The 26139-nt window shown below is 58.0% G+C and carries 27 protein-coding genes; 17 read left to right on the forward strand and 10 right to left on the reverse strand.

The genetic code is table 11. The features are described 5' to 3' along the window. Positions 1-100 precede the first annotated feature (100 nt). Together exaC and acuI are read left to right on the forward strand one after the other, a co-directional pair. Positions 101-1621, forward strand: a complete 1521-nt coding sequence (exaC, locus tag B9Q17_RS12405; protein WP_058341837.1) for an acetaldehyde dehydrogenase ExaC — start codon at positions 101-103, stop codon at positions 1619-1621. Between the two features lie 273 nt (positions 1622-1894). Beyond that, a complete protein-coding gene (acuI, locus tag B9Q17_RS12410) occupies positions 1895-2878 on the forward strand; it encodes an acrylyl-CoA reductase (NADPH) (RefSeq protein WP_094625453.1) in 984 nt (327 codons plus the stop codon). A gap of 1 nt (position 2879) precedes the next feature. On the opposite strand, the gene B9Q17_RS12415 is transcribed toward acuI, so the two are convergent. Then, positions 2880-4988, reverse strand: coding sequence for a NosR/NirI family protein (locus tag B9Q17_RS12415; protein ID WP_094625454.1), 2109 nt, complete (start codon positions 4986-4988; stop codon positions 2880-2882). A 228-nt stretch (positions 4989-5216) separates the two neighbouring features. On the opposite strand from B9Q17_RS12415, the gene pqqA reads away from it, so the two are divergent. The 10 genes from pqqA to B9Q17_RS12465 all read left to right on the forward strand — a co-directional run bounded on the left by pqqA (position 5217) and on the right by B9Q17_RS12465 (position 15084). Further along, positions 5217-5288 (forward strand): pyrroloquinoline quinone precursor peptide PqqA, encoded by a 72-nt coding sequence (pqqA, locus tag B9Q17_RS12420; RefSeq protein WP_007153157.1) that lies wholly within the window; start codon positions 5217-5219, stop codon positions 5286-5288. Positions 5289-5344: 56 nt separating this feature from the next. Then, positions 5345-6262, forward strand: a complete 918-nt coding sequence (gene pqqB / locus B9Q17_RS12425; protein WP_094625455.1) for a pyrroloquinoline quinone biosynthesis protein PqqB — start codon at positions 5345-5347, stop codon at positions 6260-6262. A 7-nt stretch (positions 6263-6269) separates the two neighbouring features. Continuing rightward, positions 6270-7025: a pyrroloquinoline-quinone synthase PqqC gene (gene pqqC, locus B9Q17_RS12430; RefSeq protein ID WP_094625479.1), complete on the forward strand. Its 756-nt coding sequence runs from the start codon at positions 6270-6272 to the stop codon at positions 7023-7025. A 10-nt stretch (positions 7026-7035) separates the two neighbouring features. After that, complete coding sequence (pqqD, locus tag B9Q17_RS12435) at positions 7036-7299, forward strand: pyrroloquinoline quinone biosynthesis peptide chaperone PqqD (protein WP_058341833.1); 264 nt, start codon at positions 7036-7038, stop codon at positions 7297-7299. Continuing rightward, positions 7296-8435 carry a pyrroloquinoline quinone biosynthesis protein PqqE gene (gene pqqE, locus B9Q17_RS12440; protein ID WP_094625456.1) on the forward strand — a complete coding sequence of 380 codons (1140 nt, stop codon included), beginning with the start codon at positions 7296-7298 and terminating at the stop codon, positions 8433-8435. Before pqqD ends, pqqE begins: the two co-directional genes overlap by 4 nt. Further along, entirely contained in the window at positions 8401-10254 is a 1854-nt protein-coding gene (locus tag B9Q17_RS12445; RefSeq protein WP_094625457.1) for a S9 family peptidase, read from the forward strand. Before pqqE ends, B9Q17_RS12445 begins: the two co-directional genes overlap by 35 nt. A 69-nt stretch (positions 10255-10323) precedes the next feature. Continuing rightward, positions 10324-11487, forward strand: coding sequence for an alcohol dehydrogenase-like regulatory protein ErcA (gene ercA / locus B9Q17_RS12450; RefSeq protein WP_094625458.1), 1164 nt, complete (start codon positions 10324-10326; stop codon positions 11485-11487). Then, positions 11471-13141 (forward strand): hybrid sensor histidine kinase/response regulator, encoded by a 1671-nt coding sequence (locus B9Q17_RS12455; RefSeq protein WP_094625459.1) that lies wholly within the window; start codon positions 11471-11473, stop codon positions 13139-13141. The genes ercA and B9Q17_RS12455 overlap by 17 nt, the downstream gene beginning before the upstream one ends. A gap of 60 nt (positions 13142-13201) precedes the next feature. After that, positions 13202-14578, forward strand: a complete 1377-nt coding sequence (locus tag B9Q17_RS12460; protein ID WP_094625460.1) for a class II fumarate hydratase — start codon at positions 13202-13204, stop codon at positions 14576-14578. A gap of 23 nt (positions 14579-14601) precedes the next feature. After that, entirely contained in the window at positions 14602-15084 is a 483-nt protein-coding gene (locus B9Q17_RS12465; RefSeq protein ID WP_094625461.1) for a CDP-archaeol synthase, read from the forward strand. A gap of 5 nt (positions 15085-15089) precedes the next feature. Here B9Q17_RS12465 and B9Q17_RS12470 read toward each other — a convergent pair whose 3' ends face one another. Then, positions 15090-16064 (reverse strand): metallophosphoesterase, encoded by a 975-nt coding sequence (locus tag B9Q17_RS12470; protein WP_094625462.1) that lies wholly within the window; start codon positions 16062-16064, stop codon positions 15090-15092. Positions 16065-16237: 173 nt separating this feature from the next. Here B9Q17_RS12470 and msrA point away from each other — a divergent pair, with 173 nt between their 5' ends. Genes msrA through B9Q17_RS12485 form a run of 3 tightly spaced genes read left to right on the forward strand, consistent with a single transcriptional unit; the run spans position 16238 to position 18094 of the window. Beyond that, positions 16238-16888, forward strand: coding sequence for a peptide-methionine (S)-S-oxide reductase MsrA (msrA, locus tag B9Q17_RS12475; RefSeq protein WP_022988324.1), 651 nt, complete (start codon positions 16238-16240; stop codon positions 16886-16888). 10 nt (positions 16889-16898) lie between these two features. Next, positions 16899-17333: a peptide-methionine (R)-S-oxide reductase MsrB gene (msrB, locus tag B9Q17_RS12480; RefSeq protein ID WP_058341826.1), complete on the forward strand. Its 435-nt coding sequence runs from the start codon at positions 16899-16901 to the stop codon at positions 17331-17333. Beyond that, positions 17330-18094 (forward strand): lysophospholipid acyltransferase family protein, encoded by a 765-nt coding sequence (locus B9Q17_RS12485; RefSeq protein ID WP_094625463.1) that lies wholly within the window; start codon positions 17330-17332, stop codon positions 18092-18094. The genes msrB and B9Q17_RS12485 overlap by 4 nt, the downstream gene beginning before the upstream one ends. A gap of 28 nt (positions 18095-18122) precedes the next feature. Here the strand turns inward: B9Q17_RS12485 and B9Q17_RS12490 are convergent, their stop codons facing one another. Then, entirely contained in the window at positions 18123-19097 is a 975-nt protein-coding gene (locus B9Q17_RS12490; protein WP_208618783.1) for a calcium/sodium antiporter, read from the reverse strand. A 404-nt stretch (positions 19098-19501) separates the two neighbouring features. On the opposite strand from B9Q17_RS12490, the gene mqo reads away from it, so the two are divergent. Next, the gene (mqo, locus tag B9Q17_RS12495) at positions 19502-20983 is read left to right on the forward strand and encodes a malate dehydrogenase (quinone) (RefSeq protein ID WP_094625464.1); all 1482 of its coding nucleotides are present in this window, start codon (positions 19502-19504) and stop codon (positions 20981-20983) included. Between the two features lie 75 nt (positions 20984-21058). Here the strand turns inward: mqo and B9Q17_RS12500 are convergent, their stop codons facing one another. From B9Q17_RS12500 to B9Q17_RS12530, 7 genes are all read right to left on the reverse strand, one after another. Then, positions 21059-21304, reverse strand: coding sequence for a hypothetical protein (locus B9Q17_RS12500; RefSeq protein WP_094625465.1), 246 nt, complete (start codon positions 21302-21304; stop codon positions 21059-21061). Between the two features lie 488 nt (positions 21305-21792). Further along, the gene (locus B9Q17_RS12505) at positions 21793-22059 is read right to left on the reverse strand and encodes a type II toxin-antitoxin system RelE family toxin (protein ID WP_094625466.1); all 267 of its coding nucleotides are present in this window, start codon (positions 22057-22059) and stop codon (positions 21793-21795) included. Next, positions 22004-22294 carry a type II toxin-antitoxin system Phd/YefM family antitoxin gene (locus tag B9Q17_RS12510; protein ID WP_094625467.1) on the reverse strand — a complete coding sequence of 97 codons (291 nt, stop codon included), beginning with the start codon at positions 22292-22294 and terminating at the stop codon, positions 22004-22006. Before B9Q17_RS12510 ends, B9Q17_RS12505 begins: the two co-directional genes overlap by 56 nt. Before the next feature lie 537 nt (positions 22295-22831). Continuing rightward, positions 22832-23173 carry a hypothetical protein gene (locus B9Q17_RS12515; RefSeq protein ID WP_094625468.1) on the reverse strand — a complete coding sequence of 114 codons (342 nt, stop codon included), beginning with the start codon at positions 23171-23173 and terminating at the stop codon, positions 22832-22834. A gap of 28 nt (positions 23174-23201) precedes the next feature. Then, positions 23202-23678 carry a Panacea domain-containing protein gene (locus tag B9Q17_RS12520; RefSeq protein ID WP_094625469.1) on the reverse strand — a complete coding sequence of 159 codons (477 nt, stop codon included), beginning with the start codon at positions 23676-23678 and terminating at the stop codon, positions 23202-23204. A 350-nt stretch (positions 23679-24028) separates the two neighbouring features. After that, the gene (locus B9Q17_RS12525; protein ID WP_094625470.1) at positions 24029-24442 is read right to left on the reverse strand and encodes a hypothetical protein; all 414 of its coding nucleotides are present in this window, start codon (positions 24440-24442) and stop codon (positions 24029-24031) included. Further along, complete coding sequence (locus B9Q17_RS12530; RefSeq protein ID WP_094625471.1) at positions 24442-25056, reverse strand: phage tail protein; 615 nt, start codon at positions 25054-25056, stop codon at positions 24442-24444. The genes B9Q17_RS12525 and B9Q17_RS12530 overlap by 1 nt, the downstream gene beginning before the upstream one ends. 615 nt (positions 25057-25671) lie before the next feature. Between B9Q17_RS12530 and B9Q17_RS18070 the strand changes: the two genes are divergently transcribed. Continuing rightward, positions 25672-25818: a hypothetical protein gene (locus tag B9Q17_RS18070; RefSeq protein WP_154707640.1), complete on the forward strand. Its 147-nt coding sequence runs from the start codon at positions 25672-25674 to the stop codon at positions 25816-25818. Positions 25819-26139: the final 321 nt, after the last annotated feature.

Genomic DNA, 26139 nt, shown 5'->3' on the forward strand with positions numbered 1-26139 from the left:
CAACGAATCATTCACGAATCAGCGTGTGGCGACTACATTGAATACGTAAACGCGAAAGGCCGCGTTGCCAAGCGACAAACACAACAAAGAGGTCAACGTCATGATCTACGCACAACCAGGTAAGGAAGGCTCCGTTGTTTCATTCAAATCCCGCTACGAGAACTACATTGGCGGTGAATGGGTAGCGCCGGTAAAAGGCCAGTATTTCGAGAACATCACGCCGGTAACCGGCGAAGTTTTCTGTGAAATTCCGCGTTCCAGCGCTGAAGACATCGAGCTGGCGCTCGACGCCGCCCACAAGGCCGCGCCGGCCTGGGGCAAAACATCACCTACAGAGCGTTCCAACATCCTGCTTAAAATTGCTGATCGTATCGAGGCCAATCTCGAAAAGCTGGCGGTGGCGGAGACCTGGGACAACGGCAAGGCCGTTCGTGAAACCCTGAATGCCGACATCCCGCTGGCGGCCGACCACTTCCGTTACTTCGCAGGCTGCCTGCGTGCCCAGGAAGGTCACATGGGTGAGATCGACCACAACACCGTAGCTTATCATTTCCATGAACCGCTGGGCGTGGTTGGCCAGATTATCCCCTGGAACTTCCCGCTGCTGATGGCGGCCTGGAAGCTGGGCCCATGCCTGGCCGCCGGTAACTGCACCGTGCTGAAACCCGCCGAGCAGACCCCGGCCAGCATCCTGGTGCTGATGGAAATCATTGGCGACTTGCTGCCGCCGGGCGTGCTCAACATTGTCAACGGCTACGGCATCGAAGCCGGCCAGGCCCTGGCCACCAGCAAGCGTATTGCCAAGATCGCCTTCACTGGCTCCACCCCGGTTGGCTCGCACATCCTCAAGTGTGCAGCCGAAAACATTATTCCGTCCACGGTTGAGCTGGGTGGCAAGTCCCCGAACATCTATTTCTCTGATGTGATGAAGGCAGAGCCGGAGTTCATCGACAAGTGCGTGGAAGGCCTGGTGCTGGCGTTCTTCAACCAGGGCGAAGTCTGCACCTGCCCGTCACGGGCGCTGGTTCAGGAAGATATGTTCGAAGAGTTCATGCAGAAAGTGGTTGAGCGCACCAAGGCCATCAAGCGTGGCAACCCGTTGGATACCGACGTTCAGGTTGGTGCTCAGGCGTCCAAGGAACAGTTCGACAAAATCATGTCGTACATGGAAATTGGTCGTCAGGAAGGCGCGGTTGTGCTGACCGGTGGTGACCGCGAGCACCTGGAAGGCGAGTTCAACAACGGTTTCTACATCCAGCCGACCCTGTTCAAGGGCGACAACAAGATGCGGGTGTTCCAGGAAGAAATCTTTGGCCCGGTGGTGGGTGTCACCACCTTCAAAACCGAGGAAGAAGCCCTGGCCATCGCCAACGACACCGAGTTTGGTCTGGGTGCCGGCGTGTGGACCCGCGACACCAATCTTGCGTACCGCATGGGCCGCAATATCCAGGCCGGTCGGGTCTGGATGAACTGCTACCACGCATACCCTGCCCACGCGGCCTTCGGTGGTTACAAGAAGTCCGGTGTTGGCCGCGAGACCCACAAGATGGCGCTGGAACACTATCAGCAGACCAAGTGTATGTTGACCAGCTACGACACCAACCCTCTCGGGTTCTTCTGATCTGCAAGCGGCAGTTGGGGCCCGCCCGCCTGGGCCCCGTTTCGTGTGAAAGCACAGGGACTGTGCATTTGTTGGGCCCGGCACCTGCCGGGCTGCTCTCCGGAGCACGGGATAGATCTACCAACCTCTTCAGGCCCCTCCCAGGGCCTTTTTTTGTTCTCTGTTGTTAAAACGGTATACGCTACAGTGAGAATGGATCCACAAACTGTTTGTGTCTGGGGTTCGCCATCGTAAATCTGGCGTGTTCCTCGATAACTGATCTCTGGAGGGCAGATGTTCAAAGGTATTCTGATTGAAGGCAGTCGGGGCGATCAGCAGGTTTCTCTCAAATCCATTGATGAAGCACGGTTGCCGGAAGGCGATGTGACAGTGGATGTTGCGTACAGCACCCTGAACTACAAGGACGGCTTGGCTATCACCGGCCGTGCGCCCATCGCCAAGACCTATCCGATGGTTCCGGGTATTGACCTTGCTGGTGTGGTGACTGAATCGTCCAACCCCGACTTCAAGGCCGGAGACGAAGTGGTGCTCAATGGCTGGGGAGTGGGTGAGAAACACTGGGGCGGCCTGGCCCAGAAAGCCCGGCTTTCGGGTGACTGGCTGATCCCGCTGCAGGCGCCGTTCACGGCCCGCCAGGCCATGGCCATCGGCACCGCGGGTTACACCGCCATGCTGTGTGTCATCGCTCTGGAGAAACACGGCGTTAAGCCAGAATCCGGCGACATCCTGGTAACCGGTGCTACAGGTGGTGTTGGCAGCGTGGCGGTGGCCATTCTGGCCAAGCTGGGCTACTCGGTGACTGCGGTAACGGGCAGGCCGGAAGAGGAAGCTTACCTGAAATCCCTGGGCGCCAAACAGATTCTGGACCGGGCCGAATTGAGTGAGCCGGGCAAACCGCTGGCCCGGGAAACCTGGGCAGGTGCTGTGGATGTGGCCGGCGGCCAGGTACTGGCCAATGTTTGTGCGGGCATGAAGTATCACGGGGTAGTGGCCGCGTGTGGCCTGGCAGCCGGCATGGATCTTCCGGCAACCGTGGCTCCGTTCATCCTGCGTGGCGTGACCCTGTGTGGCATCGACAGTGTGATGGCCCCGAAAGCGGACCGGGTGTATGCCTGGAAGCGCCTGGCCGAGGATCTGTCTCCGGAACTGCTGGACAGCATGATCACCGAAGTGGCCTTTGATGATGCCATCGACGCCGCTGGCCGGCTGATGGATGGCAAGATTCGTGGTCGTATCGTAATCCCCGTGGCGGGCTGAATCAGGCCCCGACCGCATCCGTGGCCAGGATCCGTGCCTGTTTTTGCCGTTGTTTGTTGCGAACAATGGCATCCACGCACTGGTTCTGGTCACGCAATATCACCACACATTCCAGGCACTGGATGCACTCGTCATAGTCCACCCGACCATCCTTGCGAATGGCGTTAATGCCACACTCGTTCTTGCAGTGCTGGCAGGGCTGCCCGCAGCGTTTGACCCGTTCCAGCCAGCTGAACAGACGGAAGCGCCCCAGTACCGCCAGCCCTGCACCCAGCGGGCACAGGTAGCGGCAGTAGAACTTGTGGATGAACATGCCGATGGCCAGCAGCGCCAGGGCATAGACCACGAACGGCCAGTAACGCACAAAGTACAGGGTGATGCTGGTTTTGAATGGCTCAACCTCCGCTAACTGCTCCGCTAGCGTTAACGAATGGAAAGCGGTGCCAACCAGAATCAGCAGAATCGGGTATTTCAGTAATATCAGCCGGCGGTGCCACTGTTCCGGGACTCTGACCTGGCGCAACCCGAGCTTCTGGCCCAGCCAGGACAGCATTTCCTGTAGCGCCCCGAACGGACACAGCCAGCCGCAGAACAGCCCCCGCCCCCAGATAAAGAGAGTGACGAAGGTGTACGTCCAGAGAATGAAAATAATCGGATCCAGCAGGAACACGTTCAGGGAAAAACCGTCCCAAAGCGCCAGAAACAGCGTGTAGATGTTCACCACGGAAAGCTGGCCCTGGGCATAGAAGCCAATAAAGAACAGGGTGAAGAACAAAAAGCCCCACCGAAACCGGTGTACCAGTTTCGGGTAACGGGTCAGGGTTTTCTGGCGGGCAAAGAACACGGTTAATAAGGCCAGGCTTGTTACCAGCAGACTGATTTGCCACCAGCGCTCTTTCCACAGCCCTACCCAGACCGGCTCCCGGCCTTGTTGCGGGTCGGGTTCCAGCTCCACGGTTTCAAACAGCTCGCCGGCAAAGGTGACGGGCATGGTGAAGCGGGCGTTGTCGGATACCAGGTGGTTGCGCGGCAGCGACACATCCAGGTGAAAACCTGACTCAGCACCCGGGTTGAACCCGGCATTGCCGCCTATCCGGAACAGGTTCATGGCATCCATGGCTGGCGCCCCCTGCGCCGCAATGGTTTGCCCCGGCTCCAGCCAGTTCAGGTCGCGCATCTCGATGGCTAGCTGGCCCTGATTCAGGCCAATCCGGCTGGGAGTGCTGCCGGGTACAAAGTCCGGACTGATGTGGGGGTATACCCCGCGCGACAACACCAACATTACCTTGCCCTGATCGGCCAGTCGTTGCCTGAAGGCCTTGTAGGCCTGGTCGCCCAGCAGGTTTCTGCCCACCATGGGGGAATTCATGTAGGCGTAGTAAACCTCTGAAAAGGGTTCTCCGGGTACAGGTTCAAGATCCATCGGGTAGTCAGATAGAGACCGCCCGACTTCGGCCTCTACCGCCTCGGCAGACAGCGTGGCTTTGTGGATATAGCCGCGATCCAGCATCTGCTGCCAGGTCAGTGGCTCATAGAAATCCTGCCGGGCCCTGGTTGGCGTGGCCTGTGCAAAGCCTTCCAGTTTTTTGCGTGCCACCTGCAGTGCAGATGACAGAACACTGTCGTTGATGATCAGTACGGAGACAGTCGCCTTGCTGACACCATCGAAATACACCTGATTGCCGCTGTTGTTGCGGGCAGAACGGCTCGAGGCCTGGACAATGATCTGCTCGGTCAGGGAGCGTCCTTCGTACTGGTCGACAAACTCGGTTAGCGGCCCTTCCCCAAGGCCATGGAGGAAGACAGGCTCGTGATGGTGGAGTACTTTTACTCCGGTGAACCGGCCTTTGGTGTCCAGCCCGATCATCATGGTGATGGGTTTACCGGCGAAGCCCTGAAGTTTCACGAAATCGGTGGAAACGTAGGCGTAGCCTAGAAGTTCCTGTAGTTGATACACCGGGTATACCGGAAAATCGGGCAGTTTGTCCTCAATCACCGTGGCGGAGGGGAACAGGTCCTGGATGACGGCTCGGGTTTCTTCCGGCGGCTCTGTGGCGTGGCTGTGGGAAGACAACACCAGCAGGATCATAAGCAACACGCGCCCGACCATGAGACTTCTCCTGACATTATTATTGTATCTGTCACATGTTAGGAGCCTGCCGGATAGCCTCAATAGAACCTCCGGGCCAAAGCGCTGCTACTTTAAGGCGGGCGAAAACAGTTCCAAAGTACCATATGGTTGCCCGACCTCTGTCATTAGCATGAAACCGTACCCCTGGCTTTTGCACGGGTGCCGATACATGCAACGCACTAATAATCATGACAAGAGGTGAACATCATGTGGACCAAGCCAGCTTATGAAGACCTTCGCATCGGTTTCGAAGTAACCATGTACTTTGCCAACCGCTGAGAGCACAGACAGCCAGCTCCGTGCTGGCTGTCTGATTTCTGCCCAGGAGGTCTCCCATGCAGATTCGAATTCTGGGTTCCGGGGCGGGCGGCGGTTTTCCCCAGTGGAACTGTAATTGCCGGAATTGTTCCGGTTTCCGCAACGGCACTCTCAACGCCCGCGCCCGTACCCAGTCATCCATTGCCATCAGTGAAGACGGCGAGTACTGGATTCTGTTCAACGCATCGCCGGACATCCGTGCACAGCTGGCAGACTTTCCCGCCATGCAGCCGGCCCGGGCACTCCGGGACACCGGTATCTCTGCCATTGTTCTGATGGATAGCCAGGTGGACCACACCACCGGCCTGCTATCCCTCCGCGAGGGGCTGCCACTGGACATCTGGTGCACAGCCCAGGTGCGCGATGACCTGAGCAGCGGTTTTCCCTTGTTCAAGATGCTCCAGCACTGGAATGGTGGGTTGAACTGGTGCGAAATTAACCCGTCCGAACAGCAACCGTTCAGTATTCCATGTGCTCCGTCGATCGAACTGACGGCCATTCCACTGCTCAGCAATGCGCCGCCTTACTCACCAAGGCGTGATAATCCGCATCCGGGGGACAACATCGGGCTGTTCATCCGAGACCGGGTGCGCAACCAGTCCCTGTTGTACGCTCCGGGCCTTGGCCAGCCGGATGAGCGTATCCGGGCCTGGATGCAGCGGGCGGATGTTTTGCTCGTAGATGGCACCGTGTGGCACGACGATGAAATGATCCGGCAGGAGGTGGGAACCCGTACCGGCCAGCAAATGGGACACCTGGCCCAGGCCGGCGAAGGCGGTATGATCGAGCTGCTCGACAGTCTGCCAGCCAGCCGCAAGATACTTATTCACATCAACAATACCAATCCGATCCTGGACGAAGACTCACCCGAGCGTGCCTATCTGGCTGCCCACGGTATCGAAGTGTCCTGGGATGGTATGCACATTGATCTGTGAGGTTGCCATGAACGCCAGAGCCAATACTCCGCTAAACCGCACAGACTTTGAGCAGGCGTTGCGGGCAAAAGGGGCTTACTACCACATCCATCATCCCTTTCACCGGGCCATGTACGGTGGTGATTGCTCGCCAGAACAAATCCGTGGCTGGGTCGCCAATCGTTATTACTACCAGATTAAGATTCCCCAGAAAGACGCCGCCATTATGGCGAACTGCCCGGATGCCTCGGTGCGCCGGCTGTGGTTGCAGCGGATTCTGGACCATGATGGCCACAGTGATGACGCCGGCGGCATCGAGGCCTGGTTGTTGCTGGCGGAAGCCGTAGGCCTCAGCCGTGAGGAAGTCGTTGACCAGCGCCATGTGCTGCCGGGCGTGCGGTTTGCGGTGGATGCCTATCTCAACTTTGCCCGCCGTGCCAGCTGGCAGGAGGCCGCGTGTTCGTCACTGACCGAACTGTTTGCGCCGGAGATCCACCAGTCCCGGCTGGACAGCTGGCCGGATCACTACCCGTGGATTGAGGCGGATGGATATCGCTACTTCCGCAAACGCCTGTCGGAAGCTCGTCGTGACGTGGAACACGGGCTCTCGATTACCCTTGATCATTTTGTTACCGAGACGCAGCAACACCGGGCCCTGGAAATCCTGCAATTCAAACTGGATATTCTGTGGACCATGCTGGATGCCATGTCGATGGCCTATGTACACAATACGCCCCCATACCACACAGTCACCGGTGAGCAGGTCTGGCACCGGGGCTTGTAAGGAGAGTGCCATGGAAACCATTCCAAGATTGCGCCGTGGCTTCCGGTTCCAGTGGGAGCCTGCCCAGCAGAGCCATGTGTTGTTGTATCCGGAAGGCATGGTCAAGCTCAATGACAGTGCCGGTGCGATTCTGGCCGAGGTGGATGGTGTGAAATCCCGGGCCGATATTGTGGCTGCGCTGGAAGCACGGTTCCCCGATGCGGGGGCTTTGTCGGACGACGTCTTCGCCTTCCTGGATGAGGCGAGCCGCCAACACTGGATCGAGTGGCTATGACAACTTCCCATACTGACCATAAGATCGGCCCGCCCCTGTGGCTGCTGGCGGAACTGACCTACCGTTGCCCGCTGCAATGTCCCTATTGCTCAAACCCTCTGGATTATGCCAGTCAGGAGCAGGAACTCTCCACCCAGCAGTGGCTGGATGTCTTGCAGCAAGGGCGTGCCCTGGGGGCGGCCCAGCTCGGTTTTTCCGGCGGTGAGCCGCTGGTTCGCCAGGATTTGCCGGAGCTTATTGGCGGCGCCCGGGAGCTTGGTTACTACACTAACCTGATCACTTCTGGCCTCGGATTGACCGAAACCAAGGTGAAGGCGTTCGCCGATGCCGGGCTGGATCATATCCAGGTCAGCTTCCAGGCCTCCGACCCGGAACTGAACAACGCAGTAGCAGGTTCCCGTAAAGCCTTCCAACAGAAGCTGGCCATGGCCCGTGCCGTCAAGGAAGCCGGTTATCCGATGGTGCTGAACTTTGTGATCCACCGGCACAATATCCACCAGATGACGGATATTCTGGCCCTGTGCGAGAACCTCGGGGCAGACTATGTGGAACTTGCCACTTGCCAGTATTACGGCTGGGCATTTGCTAACCGGGAGGGGTTGATGCCATCCCGGGCTCAGCTGGCGGAAGCAGAAACCCGGGTAAACCGTTACCGGGCAGAGTTGGTCGAGCGGGACCACCCCATGAAAGTGATCTTCGTGACGCCGGATTATTATGAGGAGCGCCCCAAGGCCTGCATGAACGGCTGGGGTAGCCTGTTTCTCACGGTGGCTCCGGACGGTACAGCCTTGCCCTGCCATAGCGCCCGTTTGCTGCCCATTGAGTTTCCGAATGTAACGCAGGCCTCGCTGGAAGATATCTGGTACCGAAGCCCGGGGTTTAACCACTACCGTGGTGACGGCTGGATGCCCGAGCCCTGCCGTTCCTGTGACGAGAAAGACAAGGACTTTGGTGGCTGCCGCTGCCAGGCTTACCTGCTCACCGGCAACGCGGATAATGCTGACCCGGTTTGCGCCAAGTCGCCTCAACATGACCGGATCCTGGCCGCCCGCACCGCGGCCGACCATGCCACTGCAGGGCTGGAAGATCTCACCTACCGAAATGCCCGCAATTCCCGTGTGTTCTGCCGAAGCTGAACCGTTGTCCGCCCAGGAAGCCTGCCGGGCACTTCAGCAGTGCGCGGAACTTCAGGTGTCTGGAGGTTCTGTGTTCTGGCTGGCCTCCGAGCCTGAAGCCGGTGGCACGGCGCTCTGGTGTTATAGCCGGCAGGGTAGCCGAAGGCTCGACACCGGAGGTAGTGTTCGCAGCCGCCTGAATAGCTATGGCGGTGGCGCCTACGCGGTGATGGACGGCGTCGTATGCTGGATATCCGAGGACCAGCATCTCTGGGTTATGGATCTGGATAACGGCCATAGACGCAAGCTTGTGGGCACTCGAGGAGCTGTCTGGGGTGGAGTGGTGGCAGATTCACTGCGCAACCGCTGGCTCGCTGTTCGTGAGTGCCACGGCCGGCAGGCATTGGTGGCGATCGATCCCGATGGAAGGTTATCGGTGCTGCATGACCATTTTGACTTCTACGGTGCGCCGGCGGTTTCCTGCGATGGCCGTGAGCTGGCGTGGGTCAGCTGGATGCTGCCAGATATGCCCTGGGATCAGTCCTTTCTGTGCACCGCCGTTGTTGGGGGCCATGGGGACCTGCCCCGCGTTGTCAGCGCAGCACCTCCCGGTGGCGGGTCTGTCCAGCAACCTCAGTATGCGGGTAATCAGCTTTGGGTGATCTCTGATCACCGGGGGTGGTGGCAGCCGTTTTGTATCGGGCAGGCAAACGGGCAGTTTTTTTGGCAGCCTGGCAGTTTGGCAGAGGCAGACCATGCGAATGCTCCCTGGCAGCTGGGTGAGCGCCATACCTGCCGGCTACCGTCAGGCTGGGCCAGGGTTCGGTACCGGAACGGAATCGGTGAACTCTGGCTGGAACGTGAGGGTGGCCAGCAACGGGTTGCCGGGAGTTTCAGTGACCTCCGTTCACTGGACAGGCTGGAAAACGACCTTCTGTGCATTGCCCGCAGCCCGGACCGTACCGACAGCATACTGCGGATTTGTCCGGAAACCGGGCATTTCGAGGTTTTGTTTGGCGGCCAGCCGCCATGGACAGAGATAGTCCCTGTGTCGCCGGAAAGCATCGTGGTGCCCGCTGGCCAGGACAGCCGGTATGCATTGCAGGGCTTTTTCTATCCACCCTCCGGCGCGTCCCTGAACCGAAACGGGGGCAAACCACCTTTGATCCTGATCGCCCATGGTGGGCCCACCTCAGCAGCCTATGCCATTTTCAATCCACAGATTCAGTACTGGTGCCAGCGAGGTTTTGCGGTAGCCGAAGTGAACTACACCGGCAGTACCGGATTTGGCCGGGCTTTTCGCCAGGCCCTTGCTGGTCAGTGGGGCCTGGCAGACGTGGCGGACATGTTCCGGATGGCGGATTACCTGGTTGACCGGGGGCGGGCAGATCCGCAGCGCTTGTTTATTCAGGGGCGCAGCTCCGGTGGTTATACTGCGTTGATGGCTGCCATGGCGCCCGGGAGCAGGCTCAGCGGCCTGGCCAGCCTTTACGGGGTAACCGATCCGTTGCGGTTGCGGGAATCTACCCACCGGTTTGAATCCGGCTATCTGGACTGGCTGCTTGGGCCGGCGGGAGAGGATGGTGCGTATTGGAAGCAGAAAACGCCCCTGCGGATGGCTGAGCGGATTTCATGCCCAGCCATCTTCTTTCAGGGCGGGCAGGATCCTGTTGTGGTGCCGGAACAAACCCGGAGCATGGTAAACGCCATGCGAAAGATCGGGAAGCCGGCGCAGCTGGTATGGTTTGAGCATGAAGCCCATGGCTTCCGGTGTTCAGGTAACCAGGCGCAGATGCTTGACCGGCTTTGGTGTTTCTACTCTAAACCAAATGCTCAATGAAGCACCTCGAAACTTGAGTTAGTATGTCAGCAACTCCTATAACAACAAGCTGGTTGCATCAGACGCCTTATGAGCTACGACATATCTGCACTGCGTAAATTTGTCTCTCCGGAAATCGTTTTCGGCGCCGGTTCCCGCCGTTCGGTGGCTAATTTCGCGAGTAACTTCGGTGCCCGCCATGTCTTTCTTGTGTCGGACCCCGGTGTGTCGGAAGCTGGCTGGGTAGGAGAGATTGAAACACTGCTGCTGGATGCAGGCCTGCGCTGCACCACCTTCACGGATATTTCTCCTAACCCCAAGGTTGACGAAGTTATGGCCGGCGCCGAGCTGTACCGGTCCAGCGAGTGCGATGTCATTGTGGCTATTGGTGGCGGCAGTCCGATGGACTGTGCCAAGGGCATCGGCATTGTGGCCACTCACGGCCGGCATATTCTGGAATTTGAAGGGGTGGACACCATTACCAATCCCCCTCCACCGATGATTCTGATTCCCACCACTGCGGGCACATCGGCAGACGTTTCACAGTTTGCGATCATTTCTGACCCTGGCCGGCGCTTCAAATTTTCTATTATCAGCAAGGCGGTGGTACCTGATGTTTCGTTGATTGACCCGGAAGTCACTGAAACCATGGGGGCCTATCTTACCGCCTGCACCGGTGTCGATGCCCTGGTGCACGCTATCGAGGCCTTTGTATCCACCGGCAGCGGGCCGCTCACCGATACCCACGCTCTGGAGGCCATCCGGCTGATTAACCGTAACCTGGAGCCTTTGGTGGCCAATCCGGCAGACCCGGTGTTGCGGGAACAGATTATGCTGGCTTCGATGCAGGCCGGGCTGGCTTTCTCGAACGCCATTCTCGGGGCTGTGCATGCCATGTCCCACAGCCTGGGCGGCTTCCTGGATTTGCCCCATGGCCTTTGCAATGCCTTGTTGCTGGAGCATGTGGTGGCCTACAACTTCCCGTCGACTGAGGATCGTTTCCGCCGTGTTGCAGAGGCTATGGATGTTGATACCCGTGGAATGAGTAATGCCCAGGTGAAAAAACGCTTGATGGAGAGGATTGTCCTACTCAAGCGGAAAGTGGGACTGGAGGCCAGGCTAAAGGAATTGGGCGTAACCATCTCAGACATCCCCTACCTGTCTGGTTATGCCCTGAAGGACCCGTGCATTCTGACCAACCCCCGAAAATCTTCTCTGCGGGACGTTCAGGTGGTTTATGAAGAAGCCCTCTGACCCCGGCGAAAACGGGTATGGTATTGGCGACCTGCTTGGGCTGGGCAGTCAGTCTGTACGTAAGAACTATTACCCGGCACTGCAGGATCGGATAGAAGAGCTGGAACAGGAACGTAACCGTTACAAGTGGCTGTTTGAAAACGCGCTGCATGGGATTTTCCAGGCCGACCTCAGAGGTGGTTTTGTGGCGTGCAACCCGGCCATGGCTCGTATCTGCGGCTATGACAGCCCAGAGCAGCTCAGGGCCCGGGTAATCCGGCTTCGGGAACAGCTGTTTTGCAGCTCCTCAGAGTTTGATGCAATTCGCCAGGCCTTGCTCGATGAAGGAAGTTTGAATGCCCGTGAAACCCGGTTCCAGCGCTCAGACCAGACTCCCGTGCATGTGGCGGTTACCTTGCTGCGCCGGCCGGATCTGGGGCCGGAGGTAGTTGAAGCCTTTGTTGCCGACATTACCGACCGCGTGCAGGCTCGGCAGAAGCTTGAACAGTTGAATGCGGAACTTGAGCGCAGGGTTGAAGAGCGCACCGAAGAGCTTCAGAACGCCAATCGCAGCAAAGACAAGTATCTTGCCGCAGCCAGCCATGACCTGTTACAGCCGCTGAATGCAGCTCGGCTGATGATTTCGGCCCTGCAGGACAGCCATTTGCCTGATAAAGAAGGGCGGATGGTGGAACAGGTTCACCGTGCGCTGGAAGGGGCGGAGGATCTGCTGGCAGATCTGCTGGACATTTCAAAGCTTGACCAGCAAGCCATGAAGCCGGACTTGGTGTATACCGATATGGATGCGCTGGTGAGAGGGCTCGGGGCCGAGTTTGAAGCCGTTGCCGAGAACGCCGGACTGGATTTTCGGGTGCGTTCATTACCTGCCATGGTACAGACTGACCAGCGTATGTTGACCCGAATCATCCGGAATCTTCTCAGCAATGCGTTCCGATACACCCGGACGGGCGGCGTGCTGTTGGCCCTGCGCCGCCGTGCAGATACCCTGAAGGTAGAGGTATGGGATACCGGCGTCGGAATAGAACCGGTCAAGCTGCGGGATATTTTCAGAGAGTTTCACCAGATCGTTCCTCACGGTTCCGGTGGCCGGCAGGGTGTAGGGCTTGGGCTTGCCATTGTGGAACGTATGGTAAGGGTCCTGGACTACCGCATTGATGTGGCATCGAGGCCAGATACCGGTTCGCGCTTCACCCTGACACTTCCCCTCGCTTCAGCTCCTAGCCTGCAGGCCTGGTTTCGGCCGGTCATACCGGAGCCTCCCGGTAATGGTTTTGACGGAGTGTCTGTGCTTGTTATAGACAATGAGCCTGCGGTCCTCGAGAGCATGCAGGCGCTGCTGGAACGCTGGGGATGCAGGGTAATGACGGCCACCAGCCGGGTTCAGGCGTTGGAACGGCTTGCGCAGGATGGTGGTCGCCCGGACGCACTTCTGGTCGATTACCACCTTGATCATGATTTGACCGGATTCGACGCAATTTACGGGGTTCGCAAGTATCTGAAAGCCGATATCCCTGCCGCAGTGATAACTGCAGACCGGAGTGACGAAGTCCGCTCGTTGCTTAGGGCCCAGTATCTTCCCGCACTGAATAAACCTGTCAAACCCAACCGGTTACGGGCTCTGCTAACCAGCCTTCTCGCAACGGGTACTGTCTGACAGGCGACAATATTTGAGTTACCGTTGCAGGAGCAAACGGAATACCTACAGGAGAAACCGGTGACCGACTACAGAACCGAACAGGACAGTCTGGGCGAAGTGGCAGTACCCGCAGAGGCCCTCTGGGGCGCCCAGACCCAAAGGGCCATCGACAACTTTCCGGTCAGCGGCCAGCCCATGCCGGCCGAATTCATCAAGGCGGTGGTACTGGTGAAGTGGTCTGCCGCCCAGGCTAATGCTTCCCTGGGCTTGCTGGATGCGCCCTATCGGGACGCCATTGTGCAGGCCTGCGGTCGGCTGAGCATGGGCGAGTTTGCGGACCAGTTTCCGGTTGACCGCTACCAGACCGGGTCCGGCACCAGTACCAATATGAACGTGAACGAGGTGGTGGCCGCTATCGCCCGCCAGCAGGGCGTGGATGTGCATCCCAATGATCACGTGAACATGAGCCAGAGCTCGAACGATGTGATCCCCACGGCCATTCACATCAGCTCGGTGCTGGCGGTAAAGAACAAGTTGTTGCCAGCCATCTCGCACCTTCGCGGGGTGATTTACCAGCGCGAGGGTGAGCTGGCAGGGCAGGTGAAAACCGGGAGAACCCACCTGATGGATGCCATGCCCGTTACCCTTGGCCAGGAACTGAAAACCTGGCGGGAACAGCTGGCAGCAGTCGAAAAGCGGCTTGAAGCGGCGATGGACGAGCTGGCAGACCTGCCCCAGGGGGGCACGGCGGTCGGCACCGGTGTAAATGCCGCTTCCGAGTTTGCCGGGCAGTTCATCAAGTTTCTGAAGATAAACAGTGGCTACAGTTTTCGATCCCTCAACCACAAGTTCGTAGCCCAGAGTGCGGTGGATGCGCCGGTGGCGCTGTCGGCCCAGCTCAGGGGGCTTGCGGTGGTACTGACCAAGATCGCCAACGATCTGCGCTGGATGAATAGCGGCCCTATACATGGCCTATCAGAGATCAGCTTGCCTGCGCTGCAGCCGGGCAGCAGCATCATGCCTGGCAAGGTGAATCCGGTCATTCCGGAATCGGTGGCCATGGTTGGAGCCCAGGTGATGGGGCTGGATAACGCCGTGGCCATGGCGGGCCAGTCCGGCAATTTCCAGCTGAACGTGATGCTGCCGCTGGTGGGCGCCAACCTGCTGGATATGATCGGTTTGCTGGCCAATGCCACAACCATGCTGGCCGACAAGGCCATTCAGGGCTTTACGGTCAATGCCGATAACCTGAATGCCGGGGTGGGGCGCAACCCGGTGCTGGTGACGGCCCTGAACCCGGAGATCGGCTATGCCCTGGCGGCGGACATTGCCAAGGAAGCCTACCGCACCGGCCGGCCGGTGATTGATGTGGCGGAAGAACGCAGTGGCCTGAGCCGTCAGCGTTTGGAAGAGCTGATGGATCCGCTCAAGCTGACCCGTGGAGGGCTCGCCTGAGCCAGTCCCGCCGGAGGTAGCCCGTGCTGTTGTCGCTGGAGTTGTTTGTCATGCTGGTTCTGGCCAACGGGTCTCCGGTGGTGGTGGCCCGGCTGTTGCACAATCGCTGGGACTGGCCGGTAGATGGTGACCGGCTATGGCGTGACGGCCGGCCGGTGTTTGGTCACAGCAAAACCTGGCGCGGGCTGGCTTCCGGTGTGCTGTCCTGTCTGTTATTCGCGGCCTGGCTGGGGCTGGGCTGGATTTTCGGGGCGCTGTTCGGCTTGCTGGCGTTGCTGGGGGATTTGCTCAGCAGTTTCATCAAGCGCCGCGCAGGGCTGGTGTCCAGTTCCCGCGCCCTGTGGCTGGATCAGCTGCCGGAAGCCCTGTTGCCCATGCTGATGGCCTGGTACTGGTTGCCGCTGGCGTTATGGCAGGCGGTTTCGGTGGCTGTGCTGTTTGCCATTGCCAACGTGGTGGTGTCGCCGCTGCTGTTCCGGCTGGGTATCCGCAAGCAGCCTCACTGAGGGCCTCAGGCCGGGCCCCGGGTGAGGGTATGCAAGGTCACTTCCGGCGGGCAGTTCAGGCGCACATTCAGCACCGAGGTTCCCGCCCCCGGCGAGGTATACCCCTGCATACCGTTCACCTGCCAGAAGCCTTTGCCGAGTCTGCGGGGGCAGTCGGAGTCGAGGGTGACCGGGATGCCGCCGGGCAGGCAGATCTGGCCGCCATGGGTGTGGCCGCATAAAAACATGTCATAGCCGGCGTGGGCCGCTTCGCGCCAGATTTCAGGCGTGTGGCTGAGCAGCAGGCTGATACCGCCTGCGGGAATGTCGTCGCCGGCCCGGTGCAGGTTGTGCACTTTGTAGTAATGGGCGTCGTCTACTCCGGCCAGGTAGATCCTGGCCTGTTCCCGTTCCAGTGGCACCATTTCATTCATCAGCAACCGGTAGCCCATGTCTTCCAGTGCCGGAACCATGCGCACGCTGTCGTGGTTGCCCAGCACCGCGTAGGTGTCTCCCCGGATCGCCTCCCGGAGCTTTTCCATGCCCGCCAGGGCGGCATCTACCGGGCCCCAGGTGCGCTGGCGGTAATCGCCGGTCAGCACGCACAGGTCGTAGTCGAGCGGTTCAATCTGGCGGATGACGGCTTGCAGGTTCTGCTCGTCCATATCCACGTGCAGGTCGGTCAGGTGCAGTATCCTGAAACCTTCAAAGGCCTCGGGCAGGTCTGGCAGCACGAAGCTGTTGTGGGCGGTTTGCAGCTTGCGGCTGTTGCGCTGGGCCCGGTTGAACAGCCCTACCGCCTGCAGGCAAAAGCGGATAAAACCCGGCGCGTTGGTGATGTTCTCAAGGTGGAAGGAGCGCCTGTCGCGGCCCAGGATCAGGGCCTCCGATTCCTGCTCGATGCCCAGGCGCTGGCGGGCGTGTACCGGCCCCAGCCGAAGGCTTAGGCGGTAATGGAGAAGCTCGTCCTGATCTTCCGGTTCGCGGACTTTTGCTGTCATGCTGTTTCCCTGATGCCGAGCGGGGTCTTATCGCTGGCCCCTGTTTTCATTATGGTGGCTGACAGGGCATGTGCAACCGCCCTGACATAATTTCATGTTGCGGTTGTGTCTGTTTATCATCGGTGGTCGTATACACGGGTATAACCTGTGCAACCAGAAACTGGAGACAAACTATGACCGAAAGCTGCAATATTCCGGATCTGAATGTGCCGCGCAGCCGGTTCCCGACCCCGGAACAGGAACTGCCTGAAACCGGCAGCGAAGCCCATGTGGTGCTGGCCGGTGGTTGCTTCTGGTGCGTGGAAGCGGTGTTCCTGGCTATCGACGGAGTTACCCGGGTTGAATCCGGCTATGCCGGCGGTTCGGCTGACACGGCAAATTATGAGGCGGTCTGTTCCGGCAGCACCGGCCATGCTGAAGTGGTAGATGTGCACTACAACCCGGAAAAGGTCGGTTTCGGCGAACTGCTGCGGGTGTTTTTCTCGGTGGCCCACGACCCGACCCAGCTGAACCGGCAGGGCAACGACATCGGCAGCCAGTATCGGTCTGCCGTATTCTATGAAAACGATGCCCAGAAGCAGCTGGTGCAGGCCTACATCCGGCAACTGGATGAGTCCGGCGTTTACCCGGCACCGGTGGTTACCACCCTGGAGCCGCTGACGGCGTTTTACCCGGCCGAGGCACACCACCAGAACTTTGCGGCCCGTAATCCGTACCAGCCCTATATCATGGCCGTAGCCGCCCCGAAGATGGAAAAGCTGGCCAGCGCATGGCCGGACCGACTGAAACCCGAATTCAGCCAGGACGACCAGGACCTGGCCTGAGGAGAATGCAATGAGTGTATCGGCATCAGGCTATGACCTGACCCCGCTGAGCGAAGCGGACATTGAAGACAAGGCCAGCGCACTGAGCGCAGAAGAGCGACGGGTATTGCTGGACCACGGCACCGAGCACCCGTTCTGCGGCACCCTGCTGGACAACAAGAAGACCGGGGTATACCACTGCCGGCTGTGTGACCTGCCGTTGTTCAGCTCCGATGCCAAGTTTGATTCCGGCACCGGCTGGCCGAGCTTCTTCCAGCCGTTTGACCCGGAACATATCCGCTACATTGAGGACACCAGCTTTGGCATGGTGCGGACGGAGATCCGCTGTGCCCGCTGCGACAGCCACCAGGGCCACGTATTCCCGGATGGTCCGCCACCCACCGGGCAGCGGTATTGCCTGAACTCGGTGTCTCTGGTGTTCCGGGAGACAGAGCATTCAGCATGAAACGACTGAACTTGAGCCCGTTAACTGAATCGGCAACCCTGCTGCGGCGCGCGGCTGTGGTGCTGGGGTCTGTGGGGCTGACGGCGCTTTATTCGTTACTGGTGTTGTTACGGGCGTTGTTCGGCAAACTGGACCGTCGGATTGTCGACAAGTACTGCCGGGAGTGGTCTACCGCGTTGCTGAAACTGGTACGAACCAGCCTGACCGTTTGCGGGGAGGTTCCGGACTTCAACGATGGCCGGCGGTATATCATCATGAGCACCCATGCCAGTCACTACGATATTCCGGTCAGCTTTGTTTCGCTGCCCGGCTCCATTCGTATGCTCGCCAAGAAAGAACTGTTCAAGATCCCTTTGTTAGGCCAGGCCATGGCGGCCGCCGAGTTTCCGTCCATAGACCGTTCCAACCGGCAAAATGCCGTGCGTGACCTGGATCGGGCACGGGCGATGATGGAGAGCGGGATAGTGCTGTGGGCGGCGCCTGAAGGTACCCGGTCACCGGATGGTAACTTGCTGCCCTTCAAGAAGGGGTGTTTCCACCTGGCGCTGGACACCGAAGCGGTGATTGTTCCTGTGGCCATCCGGGGTATTCACCGGGTGCTGCCCGCCCGGAGCATGCAGATTAACCTGGGGCAGCCAGTCGATGTTCGGGTAGGAACGCCCATCGATACGGCAGGGAAGTCCAAGGAAGACCTGGCCGGGGTCATGGAAGAAGTGCGCCAGCGGCTGGAAGAGTTACTAGGGGATGGCGAGGCTGGCTGATGTGCCAGCCTCGCGGACGGCAAGTGGTTTAGCTTGCTGCCATGGTGGAGAACAAATAACCGGTGTAACCAACGTACACCAGCAGCAATAAGGCACCATCTACCCTTGATATCAGCTTGCGCCAGCCGGTCAGGCCGAAGCCCATCACCAGCAAGGCCAGTGTCAGCCCGAACATCAGGGTCCAGTCCCGGTAGAGTACTTCCGGGGCGACCGACAGCGGCTCAATAGCCGCGGCAAGGCCCACCACGGCCAGGGTGTTGAAAATCCCGGAACCCAGAATGTTGCCAAGGATCAGGTCGTGCTCGTTCTTCTTTACTGCGGCCAGTGCCGATGCCAGTTCCGGCAAGGAGGTACCGATCGCGACGATGGTCAACCCGATAATCAGGTCGCTGATGCCCAGGCTCTGGGCGATGGTTACCGCGCCCCAGACCAGAATCCGGGAGCTGACAATCAACAGAACCAGCCCGACCACCAGCCAGATGATGGCGCTTTTCAGGGGCATGGGGTGAGCGATCATCTCGGTTTCGGTATCCCCGGCCAGAGGATCTTCCTTGCCCTGGTAACCCTGGTAGATAGACCAGCCCATAACGGCCGCAAAAACCCCCAGCAGCACCCAGCCATCAAGCCGTGACAGTTCGCCGTCCAGCAGCTGTGCACCGGCAATCAGGGTCAGTACCAGCAGCAGCGGCAGCTCCTTGCGGATAACCTGGGAATGCACGGCAATGGGCGCGATGATGGCGGTCAGGCCGACAATCAGGGCAATGTTGGTAATGTTCGAACCGTAGCCGTTACCCAGGGCGAGCCCCGGGTTACCATCTGAAGCCGCCATAGCGGAGACCGCCAGTTCTGGTGCCGAGGTGCCGAAGCCGATAATCACCATGCCAATCAGCAGGGTAGGCATGCCCAGATGCTTGGCCGTGGCGGCCGCACCTTCCACAAATTTGTCTGCGCTCCAGACCAGTAACACCAGCCCGGCAATAATGGCACCTATAGCCATCAACATAGGAAGACCTCGTTAGTTCAGGTTGTCGCCGCAGGTTACGCAGGCGAGGTCACAGTTGGCGCACAAAGATACAGTAAGTGGGCGTTTCAGGTCAGCCCCCGGGCTATCGGAAATACCGCTATACGGGGTGATCCGCATTGGCCCCTCGCTGGTATCAGACTAAAGTGGCGCTGATATTGTTAACAAAACAGGCGAGAATGGTCGCAAACAACATAGTTTGCCCGACACACGTCGATTGACAATCGCAATTTATTATTCCGATAAAAATCGGGATAATCGCGCTCAATCTCATACCGGAAGCATACGGCAGCGCCGTCTACCTCGCGCCCGACCGGCTTCCGACAGGCCGCTTTGCTGATCGTGGAGTGGCATCAGGCTTCAACACTAAGCTAGGGTGAAAACCAATGGCCGTAAGACAGGCAGACGTAGTGCTGGTCGGAGGGGGCGTCATGAGCGCTACTCTCGGCATGATGCTCAGGCAGCTGGATCCGTCTCTGGACATCGTCATGGTGGAGCGTCTTGACCACGTTGCCCATGAAAGCACCGATGGATGGAATAATGCAGGCACCGGCCACGCCGGCTACTGCGAACTGAACTACACCCCCGAAACCGAAAACGGTGATGTTGAAATTGCCCGGGCTTTGCAGATCAACGCACAGTTCGAGGTTTCACTGCAGTTCTGGTCTTACCTGGTAGAGCAGGGCATTCTGCCCGAGCCGTCCACCTTTATTAACCGCACGCCGCACCAGAGTTTTGTCTGGGGTGAGAAAGACGTTGCCTTCCTCAAGCGCCGCTTCCAGAAGCTGAAAGCCCACCACCTGTTCCGGGAAATGGAATACACCGAAAACCCGGAAGACCTGGCTGAGTGGATGCCACTGGTTGTCAGCAATCGGAACCCGATGCAGAAAGTTGCCGCTACCCGCATCAAGCACGGTTCCGATGTGGATTTCGGCTCCCTGACCCGCAGCATGATGAAGTGGCTGGAAACCCAGCCCAATTTCGAACTGATGCTCAGCTGCCCGGTGCACTACATCGACCAGCGTGACAACGGCCGCTGGAAAGTCCGGGTGAAGAACCAGAAAACCGGTGAGCTGACCAAGCTGGAAGCCGGCTTTGTATTCCTGGGTGCCGGTGGTGGTGCGCTGCCGCTGCTGCAGAAATCCGGCATTGACGAAGCCCGCGGTTACGGTGGTTTCCCGGTGAGTGGTCAGTGGCTGGTGTGTCAAAAGCCGGAAATCGTGAAAGAACATCACTCCAAGGTGTACGGCAAGGCGCCCATCGGCGCGCCGCCAATGTCGGTTCCGCACCTGGACACCCGGATCATCAACGGCGAGCCGGCGCTGCTGTTCGGGCCGTTTGCCGGTTTCACCACCCGCTTCCTGAAGCAGGGCTCGTTGTTTGATCTGTTCGGTTCGGTACGGGCGACCAACCTGCGGCCAATGCTGTCGGTGAGCAAGAGCAACATGGACCTGACCCGGTACCTGATCGGCGAAGTGTTCCAGTCCCACACTGACCGTGTGGAATCCCTGCGCAACTTCTTCCCGGATGCCCAGGAAGATGACTGGGCCCTGCAGATGGCGGGCCAGCGGGTGCAGATCATCAAGCAGACCGCCGAAGGCGGTGGCAAGCTGGAATTCGGTACCGAGATTGTGGCCGCGAAAGATGGTTCGCTGGCGGCGCTGCTGGGTGCTTCCCCGGGCGCGTCTACCGCAGCCAATGCCATGCTGAATGTATTGGAGCGCTGCTTCCCCGAGAAGATGCAGTCTGCTGATTGGCAGGAGCGTATGAAAGAGCTGGTGCCGTCATACGGCCAGACCCTGGTGGAAGACGAGCAGCTGTTGAATAAAGTGCGTGAGCGCACACTTTCAACCCTGAAGCTGGGCTGATACCGCAATAAAAACCGGGTGGCTGCGCACGCAAACCACCCGGTTTCCATCTTCCAGAATTTTCTCTCCCTGAAATCAGAGCTTGCTGAATGCTGCGTCGAAATCCTTTGCGGCAGCATCGGTAAATTCAAAGTTCTTGCGAATGTAGGCCAGTGTGGCCTTTTCGGTATCGGTTACGCCGGGGCCATCCTGGGCGGACTCGAATAAATCGGCAACCTCATCCTTCGATAACTTGCCTTCACCACGCCCGGTTGTGTGCTTGCGGGCCAGATCGAGCAGTTCTTTTTCGTATTTTTGTCCGTCTATTGTTTCGTAAGCCATAACAACACCAACTCCGTTTTCAAGGATTCGATACCCGGGCAGCCTGTGGGGTTGCGCCGGATATGCGTGGGCGAAAGGCTGTGCCATCCAACTGGCCTATCGGTTTTATCCAAGCACAGGGTTCGGCGTTGTGCAAATATTGGGCAGGTTGTTTTGGTGGGGCTGAAACGAAAAAAGACTGCGTACGCGTAAATTCGTTTCGAGGCATTGGGAACTTTGCCTATTTAGCAACTACCTAGAAATCCTCGGTGGTTTCCGGTTTCGTATGTATGCGTCTAATCCGTGATCGAACTTTCCGGAAATGCCGGATGGTTCCAGTTCTTCTGGTCTTGGCAGTATGTGCAAAATTTGCAACAACTGAACTGCTAAGATTTCTTTAGCAGTTCAGTGTTGGAGCCAAGTGAAACAGACGAAGGAGATTGCATCCGGTGGCGCATCTATTTGCTGGCCCATAGAAAGTCGCCGTTGCGTTGACGCTTGGTGGACACCTAAAAGGTCTTATAAACGGTATCTCTACGGGCAACTGTGATCACGGTGACAACCACTTTCCCGTCGTCCACATGATAGACAAGGCGAAAGCCTTGGGATCGCAGTTTGATTTTGTAGAAGTCCGAAGATCCCTTTAGTTTATGCTTAGGGATCCTCGGGTTCTCCAGGCGGCGTTCCAGAATTTTCAGAAACTCTGCCTGGACGGTAGGGCTAAGCTTGCTCCATTCCTTGAGCGCTTTTCTCTTGAATTCCAGTTCGTAGCTCATTGATGCTCACCGGTATTGATTCATCATCCATGCGTTTGCGAGCTTCCTGGAGTAACCGGTAATCTTCAAGCTGCTCTTGCATCTGCTCGAATGTCTCGACAGGCACCATATAGGCTCTGGGTTTGTTATGACTCAGAATCACAACAGGTTCGCCATTAGCCTGATTGAGCACCTCATTCGGATTAGCCTTGAGCTCCGAAATGGTGGCCGCAAGTCTCGCAAATAGGCTTCTCATGTATTGCTTCCTCCGCGCCGTACTCATTCGTTGTAGCCCGTTCAACATCGTTAGTCTTCACATGCGATTATTCAGGGCACCTCATCATTTCCGTGGCACGGTTCCATGGTATCAAAATTCGATCGAAAAAAAGATCTAAATAAGGGGCTTTTTTAAATGCTTTGGCTTGCACAGGACGAAAATGTGAGGGCTGAAACGAAAAAAGCCCCGGAAGTCCGGGGCTTTTTTCTGGAAGGTGGTGGAGACGGCGTCCAATATTGTTGCGACTGTAACCGGCTGAAAATTAAAGATTATTGCCGATTGTATTTTTCTATGTACCCCCAGAAATACCCCCGTTCTGGAAGTGATACCCCTTGATCTCGTCACACCTTAACCGCTCTAAAAGCTGTCTGCCTTTCAGGAGCGAATGAATATATTATTTTTTGTTATCACGCACTGATATCTGCAAAGGCGCGGATTATCACTAGATAAAACAGCGCTCGGCGGTGGGCTTGGTTGCCCCCAGCTACAGGCCCGTGCAGTGATACTGGGCAAGCTCTAAAGGTGTTTTGACAGGTACTTTTGAGCTAAGCCAACCAACATACCACTAAATACAACAGTCTCAATACGCCTGATCTGTTCGTCTTTTAGGAAATGGTAATGATCCGGTGTCAAAAGATGATAGAACCACGAGACCAGGCAAAGCAAAACCCCGACCGCTGCAACCGCTATCGTGAGCATAGCTACCCAATTGAGCAAGCCTTTAATTCTTTCTGATCGCTCAAGGTCTTTGCCGTTGGCAAAGTAGCTGGCTTCTTTCTCCGCCTTCGGATCGTTGCCGGACGGATCACCATTGAAATCAGCGTGGTCAGGTATTCGTCTAGGGGGAGTGTTAGTCATCCTTGGCTTATCTGCCGCCGCCAGCGCTTTACGCTGGCGACGTTTCCTGCGGTTTCGATTTTTCGTAGAGCGAGGCATAGTGGGCCTCTATCACGTCATTGGAAATCACGGCATTCTTTCCGAAACTCCTCCATGTTTTGTCCCATGGAGTGTTTGGCTGGTGCGTGATAGAAGAAAGCATTATTCCGTTTTTGTCCCCGTAGATCGTTAGAACCTGATCCACAATATCCGCCTCTTCAGGGTCTAGGTGAGCCGGAGTAGCCGTATCTATCCGGGACACGGGGGAATCTCGGTAGTGCTTTACCGCGTGATAAACGGCGGGAATAACTGGCCCATATCTCCAAGCCTCTACATCGTCGTCGACTAGGGGCCTACTTAACAGGCCAAGCGTCCATCCATGCGCTATGTACACTAGCTTAAGCAGCTGCATTGGCGTCAGATAGATATTTCTATCCCTTGCTTTTTCAAGCATTGCCGCAGCCACTGAAAGCGCTTTGTGTGTCATGTTTTGCCCTCCTCCGTAAAAGGCCGTAGTAGTTCAGTGTAACACAGAGGCGCGATATCCACACTCTGACGCCAAGCCTGCCAGCACCAGCCCGGACTGGGGTAGATACCCCCAGCGCTGGCGGATCGTTACCAGGAACAGCGGCGTTCAGAAGCTGGCAGCGGCTGCCGTGAGCTGGCTCCCCGGTGGTGTGATCTGGAAGCGGCAGCAGGCCGGCAGGGTGCAGCCGTGGGGGTATCTGCCAGGGTGGCAGGTGAGCACCAGGAACCGGGGCGCTCGGTTAGTGGTGGTGAGGTCTGGCAGCTGGCGGAAGGAATGAGGCAACCATAAGCCGGCTGCCTCATCGGGGGTTATTGTTGGTAGGGGTTGCTGTTGTTTATCACATAAACAACTTCGAACGTGGCTAGAACAATCATCTCTTTCTGACCTTCTGCCGGGAAATCCAGCGTTGAACCTGTATAGCTGATACCTTTGCACAGCCCGCCTAATGTGTGGTCCGTGGTCAGTGCATCATCTAAAAGGCGGGACAACATGTCGTTCCCCTGAATGCTTGAGTTTACCGAGAAGTCACGGGCCGCCAGCTCGGCAACTTGAACCGTCACGGTGCAATCATACTTCCCGTATTTGTTTTTCTCCGTGGTTTCGGTTGGGTCCCAAAGCGCCCTTACGGGCAAGTCAGATTCGCTATCGATCCGGTCAGCACGGGCCGCCCCGATCCTGTCTGCAAACGCCTGAACAACTTGTTCTCTAATACTTTCTGGCATCAGTAGCCCCTCAGGATGTCATCTAGTTTTTTGTTGAACTGCTCTACCTGGTATTCAGCAAGTGATTCAGATAATTCATCTTTAACGTCAGTGAACACCTGGGAAAGTGAAGGGCCGTAAAGCTTCAGTTTGCCGTCTTTTCTTTTCGCCAGGGCTGGGAGGTTTGAGTTTTTCAGCTTCGGAATAATGAACCACTCCGGGCCAAGCTTTAGCGGGGGGGCATTCGGCTTAATCTTTACCTTTAGGGGCTGATCAAGATTCGCCACAGAGAAATACCCCTTTTTGTACTTCAGCAGGGAGCCATAAGAGGCCCGGCCTGTATCTGGGTTTACTGCATTTACCCCGTATAGGTAATAACTCAATAGCAGGCCACGGGAGGGGGTAATAATCCTTGCCGTCATATTTCGAACGGTAGCCTTTCTAATCTCTAGCTTGTCCCGGATATAGGCCGCCGACAGATTCACTTGCTGCCGTATGGCTTTGCTTGATTCTGTTTTGCCTTTGGCGGCGGTGGCGTTCAGTGACCGTGACAACGCTTTGGGCGTGCCTGTTGTAAGGCCGGCCATTAGCATTTTCACTTTATCAACGCTGGCTTTATCAACTTCTACTTTCATGGCGCAGTGCCTCGTTGCTGGGTTTTCGTTGGTGCCCGGTTTGCCTATGTATTTTTTGGAAGCGTCCCGAAAGACAACGGGATCAGGCTAATAAAGTGCAGGGCGCAGGACACGGCAGGAACTTTGCTTGGTTTCTTGTCTTGAAATCGCGGGGAGGGTGGTGTAGCTGGCGGCATCCGGAAGGCCCGGCGGCATGGCTGGCGGTGAAGTTCAAGGCCGGAGGCCGGCAGGGGCTGCCGTGGGCTGGTTCCCCGGTAGTGTGATCCGGCAGCGGCAGCAGGGCCGCCGGCAGGGGCACGGTCTGAGGGTATCTGCCAGGGTGGCAGATCATCACCAGGAACCGGGGCGTTCGGCTGGTGGGGTGATTTGGCAGCGGCGGGGCCGTGAGCTGTGGCGGTATCTGCCAGGTCAGCACCGGGAGACCAACAGCGGCACAGGGTCAAAGCCGTTGAAGCGGGGCGGTGCCTCTATGCCTACTGACATAACTGACAAAAGCCCTTTCCGTCAGTTTTGTCAGTTGCATATCCGGGGGTTCTCCAAAATACGGGGCGTTCGGTCTGGCGGTGGTGTGATCCGGCAGGGGCACGGTCTTGGGGGTATCTGCCAGGGTGGCAGGTGAGCACCAGGAACAGGGGCGTTCGGCTGGTGGTGATGAGGTCTGGCAGCTGGCGGCATCCGGAAGGCCCGGCGGCATGGCTGGCGGTGAAGTTCAAGGCCGGAGGCCGGCAGGGGCTGCCGTGGGCTGGTTCCCCGGTGGTGTGATCCGGCAGCGGCAGCAGGGCCGCCAGCGGGGGCACGGTCTGGGGGGTATCTGCCAGGGTGGCAGGTCATCACCAGGAACAGCAGTGTTCGGGTTGGTGCTGGGGTGGTCTGGCAGCAGGCGGCAGCCGGAAGGCCCGGAGCTGGGTTTGGTTCGGTGGTATGGCTGGCGGTCAGGTTCAGGGCCGGCAGCGGCAGCAGGCCGCCAGCCGTGGGGGTATGTCGTTTGGGGGTATCTGCCGGGCGGCAGGTGAGCACCAGGAACAGCAGCGTTCGGCTGGTGGGGTGATTTGGCAGCGGCGGGGCCGTGAGCTGTGGCGGTAT

The organism is Marinobacter vinifirmus (assembly GCF_002258215.1).
Taxonomy (GTDB): Bacteria; Pseudomonadota; Gammaproteobacteria; order Pseudomonadales; family Oleiphilaceae; genus Marinobacter; species Marinobacter vinifirmus.

Coding starts and splice junctions, on each gene's coding strand:
- B9Q17_RS12500 (WP_094625465.1), bottom strand. CDS start 21,304: ATGGCTTACGAAACAATAGACGGACAAAAATACGAAAAAGAACTGCTC.
- pqqC (WP_094625479.1), top strand. CDS start 6,270: ATGAACGCCAGAGCCAATACTCCGCTAAACCGCACAGACTTTGAGCAG.
- msrB (WP_058341826.1), top strand. CDS start 16,899: ATGAGTGTATCGGCATCAGGCTATGACCTGACCCCGCTGAGCGAAGCG.
- B9Q17_RS12455 (WP_094625459.1), top strand. CDS start 11,471: ATGAAGAAGCCCTCTGACCCCGGCGAAAACGGGTATGGTATTGGCGAC.
- mqo (WP_094625464.1), top strand. CDS start 19,502: ATGGCCGTAAGACAGGCAGACGTAGTGCTGGTCGGAGGGGGCGTCATG.
- B9Q17_RS12520 (WP_094625469.1), bottom strand. CDS start 23,678: ATGACACACAAAGCGCTTTCAGTGGCTGCGGCAATGCTTGAAAAAGCA.
- B9Q17_RS12415 (WP_094625454.1), bottom strand. CDS start 4,988: ATGGTCGGGCGCGTGTTGCTTATGATCCTGCTGGTGTTGTCTTCCCAC.
- pqqB (WP_094625455.1), top strand. CDS start 5,345: ATGCAGATTCGAATTCTGGGTTCCGGGGCGGGCGGCGGTTTTCCCCAG.
- B9Q17_RS12445 (WP_094625457.1), top strand. CDS start 8,401: ATGCCCGCAATTCCCGTGTGTTCTGCCGAAGCTGAACCGTTGTCCGCC.
- B9Q17_RS12490 (WP_208618783.1), bottom strand. CDS start 19,097: ATGTTGATGGCTATAGGTGCCATTATTGCCGGGCTGGTGTTACTGGTC.
- msrA (WP_022988324.1), top strand. CDS start 16,238: ATGACCGAAAGCTGCAATATTCCGGATCTGAATGTGCCGCGCAGCCGG.
- exaC (WP_058341837.1), top strand. CDS start 101: ATGATCTACGCACAACCAGGTAAGGAAGGCTCCGTTGTTTCATTCAAA.
- ercA (WP_094625458.1), top strand. CDS start 10,324: ATGAGCTACGACATATCTGCACTGCGTAAATTTGTCTCTCCGGAAATC.
- B9Q17_RS12470 (WP_094625462.1), bottom strand. CDS start 16,064: ATGACAGCAAAAGTCCGCGAACCGGAAGATCAGGACGAGCTTCTCCAT.
- B9Q17_RS12530 (WP_094625471.1), bottom strand. CDS start 25,056: ATGAAAGTAGAAGTTGATAAAGCCAGCGTTGATAAAGTGAAAATGCTA.
- B9Q17_RS12515 (WP_094625468.1), bottom strand. CDS start 23,173: ATGACTAACACTCCCCCTAGACGAATACCTGACCACGCTGATTTCAAT.
- pqqE (WP_094625456.1), top strand. CDS start 7,296: ATGACAACTTCCCATACTGACCATAAGATCGGCCCGCCCCTGTGGCTG.
- B9Q17_RS12510 (WP_094625467.1), bottom strand. CDS start 22,294: ATGAGAAGCCTATTTGCGAGACTTGCGGCCACCATTTCGGAGCTCAAG.
- B9Q17_RS12525 (WP_094625470.1), bottom strand. CDS start 24,442: ATGCCAGAAAGTATTAGAGAACAAGTTGTTCAGGCGTTTGCAGACAGG.
- pqqD (WP_058341833.1), top strand. CDS start 7,036: ATGGAAACCATTCCAAGATTGCGCCGTGGCTTCCGGTTCCAGTGGGAG.
- acuI (WP_094625453.1), top strand. CDS start 1,895: ATGTTCAAAGGTATTCTGATTGAAGGCAGTCGGGGCGATCAGCAGGTT.
- B9Q17_RS12505 (WP_094625466.1), bottom strand. CDS start 22,059: ATGAGCTACGAACTGGAATTCAAGAGAAAAGCGCTCAAGGAATGGAGC.
- B9Q17_RS12485 (WP_094625463.1), top strand. CDS start 17,330: ATGAAACGACTGAACTTGAGCCCGTTAACTGAATCGGCAACCCTGCTG.